The 16,624-nt window shown below is 70.7% G+C and carries 14 protein-coding genes; 10 read left to right on the top strand and 4 right to left on the bottom strand.

The annotated features are described in order from the left end of the window. Nucleotides 1–181: 181 nt before the first annotated feature. Complete coding sequence (locus ACQKIP_RS06545) at nucleotides 182–1,492, bottom strand: amino acid deaminase (RefSeq protein WP_365861673.1); 1,311 nt, start codon at nucleotides 1,490–1,492, stop codon at nucleotides 182–184. A gap of 229 nt (nucleotides 1,493–1,721) precedes the next feature. On the opposite strand from ACQKIP_RS06545, the gene ACQKIP_RS06540 reads away from it, so the two are divergent. From ACQKIP_RS06540 to ACQKIP_RS06525, 4 genes are all read left to right on the top strand, one after another. Then, nucleotides 1,722–2,765 carry a sugar kinase gene (locus ACQKIP_RS06540; protein ID WP_427742347.1) on the top strand — a complete coding sequence of 348 codons (1,044 nt, stop codon included), beginning with the start codon at nucleotides 1,722–1,724 and terminating at the stop codon, nucleotides 2,763–2,765. Further along, nucleotides 2,762–3,520, top strand: a complete 759-nt coding sequence (locus ACQKIP_RS06535; RefSeq protein WP_365861675.1) for an IclR family transcriptional regulator — start codon at nucleotides 2,762–2,764, stop codon at nucleotides 3,518–3,520. The genes ACQKIP_RS06540 and ACQKIP_RS06535 overlap by 4 nt, the downstream gene beginning before the upstream one ends. Before the next feature lie 7 nt (nucleotides 3,521–3,527). Further along, nucleotides 3,528–3,941: a RidA family protein gene (locus tag ACQKIP_RS06530; protein WP_062770654.1), complete on the top strand. Its 414-nt coding sequence runs from the start codon at nucleotides 3,528–3,530 to the stop codon at nucleotides 3,939–3,941. A gap of 134 nt (nucleotides 3,942–4,075) precedes the next feature. Then, nucleotides 4,076–5,566 carry a GntP family permease gene (locus tag ACQKIP_RS06525; protein ID WP_365861677.1) on the top strand — a complete coding sequence of 497 codons (1,491 nt, stop codon included), beginning with the start codon at nucleotides 4,076–4,078 and terminating at the stop codon, nucleotides 5,564–5,566. Between the two features lie 39 nt (nucleotides 5,567–5,605). On the opposite strand, the gene ACQKIP_RS06520 is transcribed toward ACQKIP_RS06525, so the two are convergent. After that, nucleotides 5,606–6,448, bottom strand: a complete 843-nt coding sequence (locus ACQKIP_RS06520; protein ID WP_365861679.1) for a hypothetical protein — start codon at nucleotides 6,446–6,448, stop codon at nucleotides 5,606–5,608. Between the two features lie 639 nt (nucleotides 6,449–7,087). Beyond that, complete coding sequence (locus tag ACQKIP_RS06515; protein WP_365861681.1) at nucleotides 7,088–8,434, bottom strand: M14 family metallopeptidase; 1,347 nt, start codon at nucleotides 8,432–8,434, stop codon at nucleotides 7,088–7,090. Nucleotides 8,435–8,638: 204 nt separating this feature from the next. Between ACQKIP_RS06515 and ACQKIP_RS06510 the strand changes: the two genes are divergently transcribed. Further along, nucleotides 8,639–9,985: an Nramp family divalent metal transporter gene (locus tag ACQKIP_RS06510; RefSeq protein WP_365861683.1), complete on the top strand. Its 1,347-nt coding sequence runs from the start codon at nucleotides 8,639–8,641 to the stop codon at nucleotides 9,983–9,985. A 79-nt stretch (nucleotides 9,986–10,064) separates the two neighbouring features. Here the strand turns inward: ACQKIP_RS06510 and ACQKIP_RS06505 are convergent, their stop codons facing one another. Beyond that, entirely contained in the window at nucleotides 10,065–11,078 is a 1,014-nt protein-coding gene (locus ACQKIP_RS06505; RefSeq protein ID WP_365861685.1) for a chitinase, read from the bottom strand. Between the two features lie 250 nt (nucleotides 11,079–11,328). Here ACQKIP_RS06505 and ACQKIP_RS06500 point away from each other — a divergent pair, with 250 nt between their 5' ends. The 5 genes from ACQKIP_RS06500 to ACQKIP_RS06480 all read left to right on the top strand — a co-directional run bounded on the left by ACQKIP_RS06500 (nucleotide 11,329) and on the right by ACQKIP_RS06480 (nucleotide 16,555). After that, entirely contained in the window at nucleotides 11,329–12,246 is a 918-nt protein-coding gene (locus ACQKIP_RS06500; protein ID WP_365861687.1) for a hypothetical protein, read from the top strand. A 95-nt stretch (nucleotides 12,247–12,341) separates the two neighbouring features. Next, nucleotides 12,342–13,055, top strand: a complete 714-nt coding sequence (gene cpaB / locus ACQKIP_RS06495) for a Flp pilus assembly protein CpaB (RefSeq protein ID WP_365861689.1) — start codon at nucleotides 12,342–12,344, stop codon at nucleotides 13,053–13,055. 115 nt (nucleotides 13,056–13,170) lie between these two features. Continuing rightward, entirely contained in the window at nucleotides 13,171–14,784 is a 1,614-nt protein-coding gene (locus tag ACQKIP_RS06490; protein WP_365861690.1) for an AAA family ATPase, read from the top strand. A 74-nt stretch (nucleotides 14,785–14,858) separates the two neighbouring features. Then, nucleotides 14,859–15,188, top strand: coding sequence for a TadE/TadG family type IV pilus assembly protein (locus ACQKIP_RS06485; protein ID WP_365861692.1), 330 nt, complete (start codon nucleotides 14,859–14,861; stop codon nucleotides 15,186–15,188). A gap of 8 nt (nucleotides 15,189–15,196) precedes the next feature. After that, a complete protein-coding gene (locus tag ACQKIP_RS06480; RefSeq protein ID WP_361181927.1) occupies nucleotides 15,197–16,555 on the top strand; it encodes a CpaF family protein in 1,359 nt (452 codons plus the stop codon). The last annotated feature ends 69 nt before the right edge of the window (nucleotides 16,556–16,624 follow it).

Genomic DNA, 16,624 nt, shown 5'->3' with positions numbered 1-16,624 from the left:
GGGCGGGCGGCGGCTGGCGCGCGGGGGCTGGGGGGGGGGGGGGGGGCGGCGGGGGGGGGGGGGGGGGGGGGGGGGGCGGCCCCCCCCCCCCCCCCGAGATCCGCCGCGGAGCGGTGGTTCTGTTTGTTCGTCCGCCCGGGGCCGCCGGGGGATGAGGCCCCGCCCGCCCGAGACCCAGGGGTCAGAAATAGGTGCGGATGTAGTCCGTGACCGTTCCGTCCGCCTCGACCAGCGGGATCAGCTGCCACTTGTCGAAGGACGTGCAGGGGTGCGAGAGCCCCAGGCCCACCCAGTCGCCCACGGCGAGATCCGCCTCCGGCGTCGTACGGACCCACGCGTGCTGGTCGGAGAGGCCCGTCACCGTGACGCCCGTCGCGGGCCGGTCGACGCCGTCCCGGTGCACGACCTGCGCCTCGGGCAGGTCGATGTCGTACGCCGCGTCCCGCTTGCCCGCGTTGGTGAACGCCTGCTCCGACGTCGGCCGGGAGACCACCTGCGTCCAGAGCCGGAACGCGGGGTGCAGCGCGCCCTCGTCCGGGACGCGGTTGAACGGCGTCAGGTGGCGGTAGTGACCGTCGTCGTGCGAGACGTACGCCCCGGAGCGGAGCAGCTTGAGGACGGGAAGGGAGAGTGCGGGGAGCTCCGCGAAGACGTTCGCCACCGCGTCGAACCACGCGCTGCCGCCCGCGCTGACCACGACCTCGTCCAGGTCGGCGAACCGGTTCGCCTTGTCGAACTCCACGAGCAGGGTGGTCAGCCGGCGCAGCCACGCCTCCACCCGCTCGGACGTCGCGTCCGGCACCTCGCCCTCGTACCCGGCGACGCCCACGAGCCGCAGCGTGTCCGCCGCCGCGACCGCGTTGGCGATCTCCACGCACTCGGCCTCGGTCCGCACACCGGTCCGCGCGCCGTCGCCCGCGCCGAGCTCCACCACGACGTCGACGGGACGCGTCGCGCCCGCCGCGCGCAGAGCGGCGTCCATCAGGGCGACACCGGCTTCGGAGTCGACGTAGCAGATGAAGCGGAAGGAGGGGTCCGCGTCCAGCTCGGAGGCGATCCAGCGCAGCGCCGCCGCGTCCACCAGCTCGTTGGCGAGGAAGATCCGCTCCACACCGAAGGCGCGGGCCACCCGTACCTGGTGCGGCACGGCGAGCGTGATGCCCCACGCGCCGTGCTCGATCTGCCGCGCGAAGAGCTGCGGCGCCATGGACGTCTTGCCGTGCGGGGCGAAGGCGAGGCCGTGCCGCTCGGAGTACGTCTCCATCAGCGCGAGGTTGTGCTCGAGGCGCTCGGCGGAGAGGGCGAGGACGGGGGTGGTGAAACCGTCCGTGAAGAGGTTCCGGCGCTGGGCCGCCAGCTCGCCGACCGTCAGGCCGTCCGCGTCCGGCGGAAGACCCTTGAAGCGGTGGTCGACCCTCTCCTGCGCGAGCCGGTCGAGCTCCTGTGCCTGACGTGCTGCGGCGGAGCGGTCGGCTGCGTTGCCGGCGGCCATGGCGCCTCCTCGAAAAGGTGCATTGCATAATGTGCAACGGTCATTGCGTATGTCGCTTACTGCTGTCTAACATCCGAGCCAACGCCGGGTCAACGGATCCGGGCAGTCGGTTCGGGCAGTCAGTCCGGGCAGTCGGTTGAGGGGCAGGAAGATCGTGACGGCAGAGGCCGCGCAGACCGCGAAGGCAGCAGTGGACGAAGACGTGGACGTCGTCGCGCTCGGCGAGTCCATGGTCACGTTCCTGCCCTCCCGCGCGGGCCGCCTCGCCGACGTACCCTCCTTCGATCGCGGAATCGGCGGCGCCGAATCGAACGTCGCCTGTGCGCTCGCCGCGGCCGGGCACCGCACCCGCTGGGTCAGCCGCGTCGGCGCGGACGGCTTCGGGGACCACCTCGTCGAGGCGATCGCCCGCTACGGAGTGGACACGCGGGCCGTGCGGCGCGACCCGCAGCGCCCCACCGGCATCTACTTCCGCACCGCCGACGACCGCGACACCGACGCCCACGAGGTCCTCTACTACCGCGCCGGATCAGCCGCGTCGGCGATGTCCCCCGACCCGGAGAGCGTCGACCACACGGCGCTCGCCGCCGGCCGCATCCTGCACCTGTCCGGCATCACCGCCGCCCTCTCCGCGGACTGCCTCGCCCTCCTGCGCGAACTGACCGCACCCCGCGCCGGCCGCCCCCTGGTCTCGTTCGACGTCAATTACCGCCCCGGCCTGTGGAGCGGAGAAGCGGACCAAGCGAACGCAGGACCCCGCGTCCTGCTCGACCTGGCCCGCGGCGCCGACCTCGTCTTCGTCGGCGAGGACGAGGCCGCCGACGCCTGGGGCATCACCGGCGGCCCCGACGCCATCCGTGCCGCGCTCCCCGAGCCCGCGACCCTGGTCGTCAAGCAGGGCAGCGAGGGCGCCACCGTCTACACCGAGGACGAGCCCGCCGTCTTCCGGGCCGCGCTCAAGGTCGACGTCGTCGCCCCCGTCGGCGCCGGGGACGCCTTCGCCGCCGGGTTCCTCTCCGCCACCTTGCGCGAACTCCCCGCCGACCAGCGCCTGCGCCACGGACACCTGATGGCGGCCGCCGCGCTCACCGTCCCCGGCGACCTCGCCACGCCTCCCGTACGGGGGGACGCCGACCGTCTCGCCGCCCTGGACGCCGAAGCCTGGGGCACACTTCGTCTCGGCCCCGGCTGGACCGACGGCGTCCCCGAAGACGGCGCCCTCACGAAGGACGTCCCCGTGAACACTGAGGCCAAGGAGGAGGCACGTACATGAGCCAGACCGTCGATCGCGCCCTGTCCATCCTGCCGCTGCTCGCCGAAGGCCCCGCCGACCTCGGCAAGGTCGCCGAGCGCCTCGAAGTGCACAAGTCCACGGCCCTGCGGCTGCTGCGCACGCTCCACGAACATGGCCTGGTCTACCGCCAGTCCGACCAGCGCTACCGCCTCGGCGCCCGCCTCTTCGCGCTCGCCCAGGAAGCCGTCGAGAACCTCGACGTGCGCGAGATCGCGCACCCCCACCTCCTCGCGCTCAACGAGAAGTGCGGCCACACGGTCCACCTCGCGGTCTACGAGGAGCAGGAAGTCCTCTACATCGACAAGGTCGAGAGCCGCTATCCGGTGCGGATGTACTCGCGCATCGGGAAGCCGGTGGCGATCACGGTCGCCGCCGTCGCCAAGCTGCTGATCTCGGACTTTCCCGAGGCCGAGCGCCGCGCCATCGCGGAGAAGCTCGACTACCCCACGTACACGTCCCGTTCGACGCCCAACGCCGCCGCGTTCCTCAAGGAACTGGCGGCCGTGCGCGAACAGGGCTGGGCCACCGACCTCGGTGGCCACGAGGAGTCCATCAACTGCATCGGGGCCCCCATCCGCGGTGCGGACGGCCGGGTCGTCGCCGCCATGTCGGTCTCAGCACCGAATGTCGTCGTCACCGCCGACGAACTCCTCACGCTGCTCCCGCTGGTGCGCCGTACGGCGGACGCCATCAGCCGGGAGTACTCCGGCAAGTCACCCCTCAAGGAAGCCTGAGCACGTCATGACCACCGAGAAGACCGCACTCACCCCGGCCACCCACACGACCCCGCCCGCGAAGTTCTCCCACGGCGTCAAGAAGGGCAACATCCTTCAGGTCGCCGGTCAGGTCGGCTTCCTCCCGGCGGAGGAGGGCAAGGCCCCCACCCCCGCGGGCCCCACCCTGCGCGAGCAGACCCTCCAGACCTTCGCCAACGTCAAGGCGATCCTCGAAGAGGGCGGCGCGACCTGGGACGACGTGATGATGATGCGCGTCTACCTCACGGACGTGGACCACTTCGCCGAGATGAACGAGATCTACAACGCGTACTTCGAGGAGCAGGGCCTCAAGGCCCCCGCCTCGGCCCGCACCACCGTCTACGTCGGCCTGCCCAAGGGTCTGCTGATCGAGATCGACGCGCTCGCCGTCCTGAGCTGACGCCCGCGCTCTCCAGCCGAACAAAACCCCGCAAGCCGTAAGTCTTCACGGTGCGGCGCCCAACTCCCCCCCCTTCGGGCGCCGCGCCGTGATCCCCCCTGCCCCGAAAGCTCCATGCACTTACGAGGTCAAAGATGTCCCCGTCCCCCTTCGCCGCGCTCGCGGCCGCCGCCCCCGCCGAGGCACCACCCCACACCGGCGGAATCCTCACCCTGATCGACGGCACCGCCGGTCTGCTGACCGTCGCCGCGCTCGGCATCGTGCTTCTCCTCTTCCTGATCATCAAGGTCAGGTTGCAGCCCTTCGTGGCGCTGCTCGCGGTCTCCATAGTCGTCGGCCTCTCGGCCGGCCTCTCCGTCACCGAACTCTTCGGCACGGTCCAGAAGTCCGACGCGGTCTCCGTCATCGAGTCCGGCATGGGCGGCATCCTCGGCCATGTCGCGATCATCATCGGCCTCGGCACGATGCTCGGCGCGATCCTCGAAGTGTCGGGCGGCGCCGAAGTCCTCGCCTCCCGCCTCCTCGGACTCTTCGGCGAGAAGCGCGCGCCCCTCGCGATGGGCCTCACGGGCCTGATCTTCGGTATCCCCGTCTTCTTCGACGTCGGCATCTTCGTCCTCGCGCCGATCGTGTACGCCGCCGCCAAGCGCAGCGGCAAGTCGATCCTCATCTACTGCCTGCCCCTGCTCGCGGGCCTGTCGATGACCCACGCGTTCCTGCCGCCGCACCCCGGCCCGGTGGCCGCGGCCGGCCTGCTGCACGTGGACCTCGGCTGGGTCATCCTGATGGGCATCGTCTGCGGCATCCCGGCCGTCCTGGCCGCCTGGGTCTTCTCCGCCTGGATCGGCAAGCGCATCTTCGTGCCCGTCCCGCAGGACATGGTCGAGGCCGCCGACGAGGCGAAGGCCGCGGTCGTCGCCGAGCAGCGCGAGGCGGGCGTGCAGCCGAGCGAGAAGCCGGTGCCGCTCGGCATCGTGTTCGCGATCATCGGAACGCCGCTGTTCCTGATCCTCCTCGCGACCTTCTCGTCGATCGCCTTCGACCCCTCGACCCTGCGCAGCGTCATCGAGTTCTTCGGCAGCCCCTTCGTCGCCCTGACGATCGCCCTGCTGATGGCGTACTACCTCCTGGGCATCCGGCGCGGCTGGTCCCGCAAGTCCCTGGAGACGGTCTCGACCTCGTCCCTGAAGCCGGTCGGCAACATCCTGCTCGTGGTCGGCGCCGGCGGCATCTTCGGCGCGGTCCTCAAGGCGAGCGGCGTGGCCGGCGCACTCTCGGACACCTTCCAGGACGTGGGCCTGCCCATCATCGTCCTCGCCTACCTGCTCTCCCTCGTCCTGCGTGTGGCCCAGGGCTCGGCGACGGTCGCGATCGTGACGACGGCGGGCATCGTCGCCCCGCTGCTCACCGAGGGCGACTACTCCCAGGCCTTCGTCGCCCTGGTCATCATGGCGATCTCGGCGGGCTCGATCTTCGCCTCGCACGTGAATGACGGCGGCTTCTGGATGGTCGCGAAGTACTTCGGCATCTCGGAGCGGGACACCCTCAAGACGTGGACGGTCCTGGAGTCGGTGCTCTCCATCGCGGGCTTCGCGGTCGCGGCCGTGGTCAGTCTGTTCGTCTAGCACTCCGTACGGCACGACCCTCCGGGGGTCCGGCCGCGGCTAGGTCCGCGGCTGGACCCCCGGCAGCAGTTCGACGCGGACGGTGTCGTCGTCATCGATGACGTACGTGGCATCCGTACGCCGCTGCCAGCCCAGCGGGAGCACGTAATAGCGCCGGTCGCGCTCGATCAGGAGCCGCAGGCCGCTGTAGCGGTACCGGTAGCGCACGCCTTTGCCGAGGTCCTCCGCGACGACGCCGGGGCCCCTCATGCTCATGCGTTCCGTGCTCAGGACGACCACGGCGGTACGGCTCACCAGCCGGGCGGCCGTCGAACGGGCGTCCTGCCGCCCGAGCTGCCCGGCGAGCAGGGCGATCACCCACACCACGCACAGCCCGGCGACGGCCACCGGAAGCCCCTTGCGCCACCATCCGCGCGTGGGCGCCCCGGCGTTGGCCGCGCGGCTCTGCCCGAGCGCGAGCCCTCCGGCCACCAGCAGGGGAGCGGCCCAGCGGTACGGCTGCACGTACTGCCACAGCGCCATCAGGACAATGCCGGCGACGGCGATCACGGGGCTGAAGCGGGCCACGGCCCTCGCGGTGCGGCGGACGCGGGCGAGCGCGGCGGGCGGTAGTCGCAGCAGGGCAAGGATCTCCTGCGACCGCGGGGCAAGGGCCAGGACGGCGAGCGCGATCAGCACCTCCATGGTCACCAACCGCAGGCTCCAAATGGTCACTTGGGGCAGCGAAAGGCCGAGCGAGTAGACGTCGAGGCGGAAGTAGCCGTAGTACGAGCTGCTGTGGATGATGCCCGCGTAGAACATCAGCGCCGCCATCAGGGTGCCCGCGCCGACGGCGCCGTTGACCAGTTCCATCAGTCCGGAGGCGGGCGGGGGCACGGGCACGGGCGCGGGCGCTGGGACGGGCGGGACCGGCCGGACGTATGCGCGCGTCCGGGCGCGGGCCCTCCTGCGATCGCCGGTTGCCGGTCTGCGGCGTGCGGGAGGTGTCACGGCGCGGGGGTCGGGCCCGGTGAGGTCGTGTCCGGCACCGGCGGGGAGCCGACGGGAGCGGGCGGCGACGGCGGGCAGGTGTCTAGCTCCGAATCGCCCGACGGCGGGGGGTAGTCCGCGCAGCCCTCAGTAGTGGTGGGCGCGTCATCGCTGGGCGTCGTCCCCGGTCCGGGATCCTTCGGGTCTCCGGTGTCCTTGGACGGGGACCCCAGCGGCGGCACGTCGTCCCCGTGCGGCTCTCCGTCGCCCTGGTCGTCCGCCGTGCCCTGCCGCGCGGTCGCCGGACCGGAGCCAGGGGCGTCGTCGCCCGGCGGTGGCTCCTGCCCGCCCGATGTCCCGGGGCCGCGGGGGCTTTTGGGCCCTGAGGCGTCTTGCGAGCACGCCGCTCCACCCAGGAACAGCGCACCGGACAGCAGGGCAACCAGCAGTGTGCGTACGGCAGTTCGGGAAGTTTCCATGACGGCCCTCGTCCCCCGTGAGCCTGTCTCGCGAGGCTAGCAGCACACGGGGGACGGGGGTACGGATCGACCGTCAACCAGTGCAGTACTGCTGCTCCTTGCCGATGGACCGGTACATGCAGTCCGAGTTCTCCAGGAGTTGCAGTACCGCGTCCCTGTTGCGGTTCGTCTCGCGCTCGATCACCTCGTCGGGCGGGTAGAAACCGCCGCCGCCCGCCGACGACGGATACATCTCGAAGGTGTAGCTGAAGATCTTCTGGTTGCCCCAGAGCCAGTCGTTGATCGACCCGTCCGTGATGTAGAGGTCGCTGGACTGCTGCGGGGTGTAGCCGTTGCTCGCGGCCATCTTCCGGCCGATGGCGGCATGCGCGTCGCGGTCGTCCTGGGTGAGGCCGGGGCCCGTGTCGCTGTACGTGTAGCCGTACGGCCACAGGACGAGCTCGCTGTACGTGTGGAAGTCGATGGAAGCCTTGATCTGCTGCTTGCCGCCGACGACGCGGCTGCGCACGAAGTTGGAGACGACCTTCGTCTCGGGCGCCGACTCGGCGCTCGGGCCGCGGTAGGTCTCGGAGCCCGTGGAGCCGGACGAGCCGCCGCAGCAGCCCCACCGGTAGGCCCAGTTGCGGTTCAGGTCGGTGCCGACGTTCGACGAACCGCTGTTGGGCTGCCGGTTCTTGCGCCAGCTGCGGTAGGAGCCGGTGGCGATGTCGTACTCGCCGCCGTCCGGGTTCAGGTCCGGCACGATCCAGATCTCGCGCTCGTCGACCATCTTCTTGATGCGGGCGTCCGTGCCGTAGTCGTCGCCGAGCTCGCGCAGCAGGTACAGCGCCATCTCGACGGTCAGGTGCTCGCGCGCGTGCTGATGGTGGGTGAAGAGGACTTCCGGCTCCGCCTCGTCCGTGCCCACGTTGTCGCTGATCTTGATGGCGATGATGTCCCGGCCCGAGTAGGACTTGCCGATGACCCGCTTGCTCATCAGGGTCGGGTGGGCCGCGATGCGCTGGTTGATCTCCGCGTTCATCTCGGCGTAGTTGTGGTACCTCGCGTCGGCGGGCGGGAAGTCCTTGGCCTCCACCGGCTCGCCGTTCGTACGCTTCGGGGGCCCGGCCAGGGCCTTGAGCTCGTAGCCCGCGTCCCGGAGTGCCGCCGCCTCGCGGCCGTCGGCGGATACGACCACCGCGCGGGCGTCGACCTCGTCGATGGCGACGCCGGTGCGGGCGATCGCGGTGCGGGCGGCGGGGTCGTCGCCGAGGGGGACCTCGTACTGGCGCGTTTCGTTGTCGGAGGCGGACGCGGTCGTGCCGCGTGCGCCGGGGCCGGTGGTGTCCGGTGAGGCATTGGCGGTGATGGGCGCCGCCACGGCGAGGGCGAGAAGGACTGCTAAAGCAGCGGATCTTCTGCCGCGTATGCGAAGTCGCATGAAGTCTCCTGGGGGTGGGGGGGTGGTTCACTGCGACGCGTGCGGTGCGGAGTGCGCGATGCGGATTGCGCGGTGCGAAGTGCGTGATGCGGGTCGTGCGGTGCGGGTTGCGCGGCCCCATCGTGGAGGGATGGCATGCTCCGGTCAACGCTGTCTTCGGCCAACCCCTTGTGCCGCGCGCCGCCATGCGGTTTCTTGATCGGCATGGCTGAAACGACAGGCAGTGACGCTGCCACGGGAGACGCGGCGCCCCGGATGCGCAAGGCGAGCTGGAAGTACGTCGGCCCCGGCATCGTCGTCGCCGCTACCGGCGTCGGCGCGGGCGACCTCGTCGCGACGCTCATCGCGGGCAGCAAATTCGGCTACACGCTCCTGTGGGCCGCGATCATCGGCTGTCTGGTGAAGATCTCGCTCGCCGAGGCAACGGGCCGCTGGCACCTGGCCACCGGCCGCACCCTCTTCGAGGGCTGGCGCAGCCTCGGGCAGTGGACCACCTGGTACTTCGCGATCTATGTCGTCGTATGGGGCTTCGTCTACGGCGCCACGGCCATGTCGTCCAGCGCCCTGCCGCTGGTCGCGCTCTTCCCGGACGGGCCGAGCCTGAAGGTCTGGGCGATCCTGTGCGGCCTGCTCGGGCTCGCCTTCGTCTGGTTCAACCGGTACGCCGTCTTCGAAAAGGCCATGACGATCGTCATCGGCATGAAGTTCCTGATCGTCGTGTACGTCGCCATCCGCGTCGCCCCCGACCTCGGCAACGCCTTCGCGGGCCTGGTCCCCGCCCTGCCGGACGGCTCGCTGCTCTACACGCTCGGTCTGATCGGCGGTGTCGGCGGCACCATCACCATGGCCGCGTACGGGTACTGGGTGAACTCCAAGGGCTGGACCGACATCAGCTGGCTCAAGGTGATGCGGCTCGACAACCGCGTCGCCTACATCACCACCGGCATCTTCGTCGTCGCCATGATGATCATCGGCGCCGAGCTCCTGCACTCCACGAACATCGCCCTGACCTCCGGCGACCGGGGCCTCATCGACCTCGGTGACGTCTTGGAGGACAAGTTCGGGGCGGTCACCGCGAACCTCTTCCTCATCGGCTTCTTCGCCACGTCCTTCGGCGCGCTGATGGGCGTGTGGCACGGCGTGAGCCTGATGTTCGCGGACTTCGTGGAGCGGCTGCGGCGCGAGCGGGCCGGGGGCGCCCCGGAGACCGGGGAGAGCACCGGCGGCACCCCAGGCGCCGACGAGATGGTCAAGGAGGTCGCGGCCGGCAAGCGGGAGAAGTCGGTGCCCTTCCGGGCGTATCTGCTGTGGCTCACCTTCCCGCCGATGGGCCTGCTCTTCCTGGACCAGCCGTTCGGCCTGGTCGTCGCCTACGGCGTGCTCGGCGCCTTCTTCATGCCGTTCCTCGCGCTCACGCTGCTCTGGCTGCTCAACTCCTCGCGTACGCCCAAGGAATGGCGCAACGGCCTGCTGAGCAACGTGATGCTCGCCGCGGCCGGGCTGCTCTTCCTCATCCTGTGCGTGCAGCAGGTGCGCGACCTGCCCTGGTAGGCCGCGCGTACGGCGGAAAACGGCAGCGCCGCCGGGGGAGCGGCGGCGCTGCGGTCTTCCGGACTACCGGTCGTACGGGTTACGGCAGGCCGTGGACGTGCGGGCCCACCGCCTTGGACCAGGCGCTGCCGTCGGCGGCGTCCCAGTTCGTCGACCAGGTCATCGCGCCCCGGATGCCGGGGTACGTCTTGGACGGCTTGAAGGAACCGCAGCTCGTGCCCTTCGCCAGGCAGTCCAGGGCCTGGTTCACGACGGAGGGCGAGACATATCCGCCGCCTGCCGCCTTCGACGAGGCCGGGACGCCTATGCCGACCTGCGACGGGTCCAGGCCGCCCTCCAGCTGGATACAGGCGAGCGCGGTGAGGAAGTCCACCGAGCCCTGGCTGTAGACCTTGCCGTCACAGCCGAGCATCGAACCGCTGTTGTAGTACTGCATGTTGACGACCGTGAGGATGTCTTTCACGGCGAGCGCCGTCTTGAAGTACTCGCCCGACGTCGACTGCATGTCGATCGTCTGCGGCGCCATGGTCAGGACGAACCCGGACCCGGCCTTCCCCGCAAGGGACTTCAGCGCCTGCGACATGTATTCCGAGTGGAGCCCGTTCTCCAGGTCGATGTCGACGCCGTCGAAGCCGTACTCCTGCATGAGTTTGTACGCCGAGTCCGCGAAGGCGGTCGCGGACGCCGAGTCGGCGACCTGCACCGCGCCCTTCTCGCCGCCGACCGAGAGGATCACGGACTTCCCGGCCGCCTGCTTGGCCTTGATGTCGGCCTTGAACTCGTCGACGGTGTATCCGCCGAGCCCGGCCGAGTCTAGGTTGAAGGCCAGCTCGCCCGGCGTGCTCGTGGCGTCCGCGAACGAGACCGCGATGATGTCGTATTCGTCCTGTACGTCGCCCAGTTTCTGGACCGTGGCGCCGTTGTCGAAGTTCTGCCAGTAGCCGGTCACGGCGTGCTTCGGCACGGCGCGGGTGTCCGCGTCGGCGTTGTCGGCGCCGCCGGTGAGCAGGCCGGTGAGCGCGAGGGCGAGTGCCGTTGCCAGAGTGATGACGGGACCTGCCTTCCTGCGTGTCCTGCCGCGTGCGTGGTCCACTTCTGCCTCCGGTGGGGGGAGTTGGTGCGTTCGGAGAGCTCTCGCTTGGGGGGATGCAACCTGGTCCAGTGGTCGTACAAGCTGGTCCAGACCAATTGAGTTGTCAAGACCTCTGGCACCACCAGGACCCCGGCAGTCCGGCCAACCTCAATGTGAACAGTGGGAAGTTGGGTGTTGAGGTGGCGCTGACCTGGATATGGTGCTGAGGCAGAAGTGCAGGGAGACCGGGGGAAGACCGGGGGGTGTACGCATGCCGACCGCCATAGCCGTCACAGGCCCTGACCTGGTGCTGCCGTCACCCGACCGGCACACCCCGTCCGCGGCCGTCCTCCAGAGCGCCGTCCAGTCGTCCCGGACGTACTCCCTGGACCAGGCGCTGACCGAGATGCACACGCTCATCGAGCACCACGGCTATGTGATCGTCCTGTGCCCCGCTTCGGCGCCGGCCGCCGTCGTGCAGCGCATGCACGCCATCCGCTCCGTCCTGGAGAGCGACCGCATCGCGATCCTGCGCCCCGACCTGCCGCCGCTGGGCCTCGCGGTCCTCGCGCTCCAGCTCCGCCAGCTGTCCATCTGCGACTTCAGCCCCGGCGTGCTCGCGTCGGCGGCCCGGCTGCTTTCCCACTACATCTACGCGGGCGCCCTGCTCGGCTCGGTGGCCAAGCTGGACCGGGTCCCGGTGACCCTCCAGTCGCACGCCAAGTCATGGGTGCCGGGCGCCCAGTTCGCCGTACTCGCCACGCCGCGGCCCCAGCTGGTCAAGGTCGCGGGGGACGCGGCGCTCTCCGGCCCCGGTTTCGGCACGAAGATGCTGTACGCCGCCGGGCAGCTGTCGCCGGGCTGGGTCACGGAGACGCTGGCCCCCGCGTGGCGGACCCAGGGGATTTCGGAGGCGCGGCTTCCGGGGGAGTCCGCGCGGTGGTGGGCGACGGGCAAGCTCGTCGAGTTCGCCGCGGCGATCCCCGACATCTCCGTGCTCTACCAACTGGTGTCGTCCGTCCGCCGTGACGACTGCCACTGGTGCGGTCTCGAACTCATCGGCGACCGCTGCGGTTTCTGCGCGGCGCCGCTCGCGCCGCTTCCCGAACGGCCGGCGCCGGCTTCGGCTGCTTCCGCTTCCGGTGCTCCCGCTGCTCACGTACGAGCGCTGCCGCGAGGCGCGACGTAGGGCCCGGCCCTCTGACGTGCACGAACCCGAACTGAACACGCACCACGCCGATCACTGTCCGTAGCCATCCGCACCCGATCGAGGTAGTCCGGTTCATGAACTCACGCCAGCGCCGCGGCGTCATCCTGCTGGTCCTGTCGGTCCTGGCCGCGTTCGGCGCGTTCGTGGGCGTCCTCTCGGTGATCCGGGACGTGAACTCGAAGGTGGGTCCTGAGGTGGCCGCGTACAAGCTCAAGGGGGACATAGCCCCGTACAAGGAGCTCAGCGCGGACCAGTTCGAGAAGGTCGAGATGCCCGAGCGGTGGCTCTCGGACAACGCGGTCACCGACCTGCGCCAGGTGCGCGGCAAGATCGCGGTGACGGAGCTGCGCAAGGGCTCGCTGCTCCAGACGGACATGATCGTCAACCGCCCTTCGCTCGAACCGGGCCAGCAGGAGATCGCCATCATGATCGACGCCGCCACGGGCGTCGCAGGCAAGATCACGCCGGGCTCGACGGTCAACATCTACGCCACCTTCAAGGGCGAGACCGACAACTCCAAGGACCAGTCGAAGGTCATCGTCGAGTCCGCGAAGGTGATCGACGTGGGCAAGCTGACGGCGCTCGACCCCGACCAGGACGACCGCAGCAGCCGTCGTACGGCGACGGAGGCCGTGCCGATCACGTTCGCCCTGGACACGGCGGACGCGCAGCGCGTGGCGTACGCGGAGTCGTTCGCCACGCACGTACGCCTCGCCCTGGTCGGCCAGGGCGAGGAGAGCGCCATCCCGCGCGGCGACCGGACGTACACACTCGACGAGGACAAGTAGGGGGCCCGCGGATGAGGCAACGCATGTCTGCACCTCGGCCGGTGCTGCCGGGGCATCGAGCGGACGGGCGGGAGAGGCCCGACCGTCGCCGCCCCCGGCCGGGAGGCGACCCCGTATGACGACCCGGATCCTCCCCGCCATCGGGGACATGGACGCGGCCCGCGCGCTCTCGACGCTCGTCGGGCAGCTGCCGGACGCCGAACCCGCCCTCCCCGTCGCCGACTCCACCGCGCTGCTCGACACCCTGGCACGGCTCGCCGCCGAGTCCCTCGACGAGTTGCCCGAAGTCGTCCTCATCCACGAGCGCATCGGCCCCGTCCCCGCCCTCGACCTCATCCGCGACCTCGTCATGCGCTTCCCCGCGGTCGGCGTCGTCCTCATCACCGCCGACACCAGCCCCGGCCTCCTGACCGCCGCAATGGACTCCGGAGCCCGCGGCATCGTCGGCTTCCCGCTCGCCTTCGACGCACTGGCCGAGCGGGTGCACGCGGCGGCCGCCTGGTCGACGGGGATGCGCAGGCACCTGGGCAGCGGGGGCATGGAGCTCTACGCAGGACCGGGGGAGACCCCCGGCGGCGGGCACGTCGTCGCCGTGAGCGGGGCCAAGGGAGGCGTGGGGACGACGCTCGCCACCGTCCAGCTCGCCCTCGCGGCCCGCGCGTCGGGCCGCACCGTCGCCCTCCTCGACCTGGACCTCCAGTCCGGTGACGTCTCCTCGTACCTCGACGTCCAGTTCCGCCGCTCGATAGCGGACCTCGCGGCGATCACCGACATCACGCCCCGGGTACTCCAGGACGCCGTCTACACCCACGAGACCGGCATCGGCCTCCTGCTGGCCCCCGGCGAGGGCGAACGGGGCGAGGAGATCACCGACAGGGTGGCCCGCCAGACCCTGGGCGCCTTGCGCAGCCGCTACGACGTCGTCCTCGTCGACTGCGGTACGTACGTCACCGGGGCGAGCGCGGCCGCCATCGAACTCGCCGACCAGGCCGTCCTCCTCGTCACCCCGGACGTCGTCTCCGTACGCGCGGCCAAGCGCATGGTGCGCCTGTGGGACCGCCTCCAGATCCGCAAGGCGGAGGAGACCCTCACGGTCGTCAACCGCCACGGCAAGGGCGCGGACATCCAGCCCTCCCTGGTGGAACGGGTGACGGGAACGAAGGTCGCCCGGACGACCGTCCCCGCGAACTTCAAGGAACTCCAGGGCGCGGTCGACGCGGGCCGAATGCAGGACCTGGACAGCAAGTCGTCGGTCAAGCAGGCGCTGTGGGCCCTCGCGGGCGAGCTGGGCCTGGTGGACGCGGAGGCCGCCGGCGCAACCAAGCGGGGCGGCGCACTGGCCCTGCGCAAGCGGGTCGGCGGCGACCGGGGCGCCGTCACCCTGGAGTTCGCCGGCATGTTCCCGATCCTGCTCGCCGTGGTGGGCCTCCTGTGGCAGTGCGCCCTGTACGGCTACACCTTCTCCCTCGCGGGAAACGCCGCGGACGAGGCGGCGCGGGCGGCCACGGCGGCGTACGCGGTGGGCGAGGGCGGCGAGGCGGCGTGCGCGTCCGCCGCGAAGGAGCACCTGCCGTCGGCGTGGCAGGGCGCGACGGTGTCCTGCACGGACGACGGCGCCGTGTGGAAGGCCCACGTGGACGCGGACGTCCCGCTCTTCTTCCCCGGCATCGACACGGGATGGAGCGTGAGCGGGGAGGCGGGGGCGGCCAAGGAGGGGGAGGACGGGTGAGGGGCTGCCGCCGGGCCGCACGCACCGCCGGTCACCGGCCCAGGGCACGCCTCCGTGACGACCGCGGGGTATCCATGCTGGAGTTCGCCGGGTTCCTCCCCATCCTGCTCCTCATCGGCCTCGCCGCCATCCAGCTCGGCCTCGTCGGCTACGCCGTCAACCAGGCCGGATCCGGCGCCCGCGCGGCAGCACGCGTCGCGTCGCAGGGCGAGGGCGGCGAAGCCGCGGGCATGGCCGCCATGGACGGCAACCTCGACGCCTCGGTCGCCCTCAGCGGGGGCGGCGAGACGACCACGGCGGAGGTCACCGTCCAGGTCCCCACGCTCCTGCCCTTCGTGGACGCCGGCTGGTCGGTCACGAAATCGGCCACCATGCCCAACGACGAGAACGAAGACGGGAGCTGAGAGAAGCAATGAGCCTCCGCGACCGCGTGGCGACCGCGCACGACCACGGCAAGGACAGCGGCCCGAGCCGCGACGACGGCCTCGTCGCCGTCTACCGCTCCAAGCTCCTCGAAGAGATCGACCTCGCCGAGATGTCGTCCCTCACCACGGCCGACCGCCGGGTCCGCCTGGAACGCGTCATGGGCCACATCATCAGCCGCGAGGGCCCCGTCCTCTCCACCTCCGAGCGCTCCCAGCTGATCCGCCGCGTCGTGGACGAGGCCCTGGGACTCGGCGTACTGGAACCGCTCCTCGCCGACGCCTCCATCACGGAGATCATGGTCAACGGCCCCGACTCGATCTTCGTCGAGCGCGCCGGACGCGTGGAACAGCTCCCCCTCCGCTTCGCCTCGAACGACCAGCTCATGCAGACCATCGAGCGCATCGTCTCCACCGTCAACCGCCGCGTGGACGAGTCGAACCCGATGGTCGACGCCCGCCTGCCCACCGGCGAGCGCGTCAACGTGATCATCCCGCCGCTCGCCCTCACCGGCGCCACGCTCACCATCCGCCGCTTCCCCCGCGCGTACACGCTGCACGAGCTCATCGGCCTCGGCTCGCTCGACGAGCACATGCTGCTCCTGCTCTCCGCCTTCGTACGGGCCCGCTTCAACATCATCGTCAGCGGCGGTACGGGCTCCGGCAAGACGACCCTCCTCAACGCCCTCTCCGGCCTCCTCCCGGCCCACGAACGCATCATCACCATCGAGGACTCGGCCGAGCTCCAGCTCCAGCAGGACCACGTGATCCGCCTCGAATCCCGCCCCCCGAACGTCGAGGGCAAGGGGCAGATCACCATCCGCGACCTGGTCCGCAACAGCCTCCGTATGCGCCCGGACCGCATCATCGTCGGTGAGGTCCGCGGCGGCGAGACGCTCGACATGCTCCAGGCGATGTCGACCGGCCACGACGGCTCGCTCGCCACGGTGCACGCGAACACGGCCGAGGACGCCCTCATGCGCCTCCAGACCCTCGGCTCCATGTCGGAGGTCCAGATCCCCTTCGAGGCGCTGAAGGACCAGATCAACTCGGCGGTCGACGTGGTCGTCCAGCTGGCCAGGCTCGCGGACGGCTCCCGCAAGATCGCCGAGATCGTCCTGCTCGTATCGCACGGCCGCGAACAGTTCCGCATCGCCCCGGTCACCCGCTTCGTCCCGCGCCAGCCGGGTGGCGGCGGTCTCGACCGCCGCGTGCACGGCTACTTCGAGCACCTGCCGCTGCCGCGCTCCGTCGCCGAGCGCCTCTACGTCGCGGGCGAGCCGGTGCCGCCCGGTTTCGGCGTGGCCCAGGCCATCGACGTACTGAACACGAGAGAGGCGATCGGATGAGTACGAGGGCGGGTACGAGGGCGGGCACGAGGGTGGTTACAAGGGCGAGTACGAGGGCGGGTACGGGAA

The organism is Streptomyces sp. NPDC059900 (genome assembly GCF_050270335.1).
Taxonomy (GTDB): Bacteria; Actinomycetota; Actinomycetes; order Streptomycetales; family Streptomycetaceae; genus Streptomyces.
This window is presented reverse-complemented; position numbering and strand designations above follow the sequence as displayed.

Excerpts from the sequence above, each read along its gene's own strand:
- ACQKIP_RS06515 (WP_365861681.1), bottom strand. The coding sequence starts at position 8,434 with ATGCGACTTCGCATACGCGGCAGAAGATCCGCTGCTTTAGCAGTCCTT.
- ACQKIP_RS06485 (WP_365861692.1), top strand. The coding sequence starts at position 14,859 with ATGCTGGAGTTCGCCGGGTTCCTCCCCATCCTGCTCCTCATCGGCCTC.
- ACQKIP_RS06535 (WP_365861675.1), top strand. The coding sequence starts at position 2,762 with ATGAGCCAGACCGTCGATCGCGCCCTGTCCATCCTGCCGCTGCTCGCC.
- ACQKIP_RS06510 (WP_365861683.1), top strand. The coding sequence starts at position 8,639 with ATGGCTGAAACGACAGGCAGTGACGCTGCCACGGGAGACGCGGCGCCC.
- ACQKIP_RS06490 (WP_365861690.1), top strand. The coding sequence starts at position 13,171 with ATGACGACCCGGATCCTCCCCGCCATCGGGGACATGGACGCGGCCCGC.
- ACQKIP_RS06545 (WP_365861673.1), bottom strand. The coding sequence starts at position 1,492 with ATGGCCGCCGGCAACGCAGCCGACCGCTCCGCCGCAGCACGTCAGGCA.
- ACQKIP_RS06480 (WP_361181927.1), top strand. The coding sequence starts at position 15,197 with ATGAGCCTCCGCGACCGCGTGGCGACCGCGCACGACCACGGCAAGGAC.
- ACQKIP_RS06530 (WP_062770654.1), top strand. The coding sequence starts at position 3,528 with ATGACCACCGAGAAGACCGCACTCACCCCGGCCACCCACACGACCCCG.
- cpaB (WP_365861689.1), top strand. The coding sequence starts at position 12,342 with ATGAACTCACGCCAGCGCCGCGGCGTCATCCTGCTGGTCCTGTCGGTC.
- ACQKIP_RS06525 (WP_365861677.1), top strand. The coding sequence starts at position 4,076 with ATGTCCCCGTCCCCCTTCGCCGCGCTCGCGGCCGCCGCCCCCGCCGAG.
- ACQKIP_RS06500 (WP_365861687.1), top strand. The coding sequence starts at position 11,329 with ATGCCGACCGCCATAGCCGTCACAGGCCCTGACCTGGTGCTGCCGTCA.
- ACQKIP_RS06540 (WP_427742347.1), top strand. The coding sequence starts at position 1,722 with ATGGTCACGTTCCTGCCCTCCCGCGCGGGCCGCCTCGCCGACGTACCC.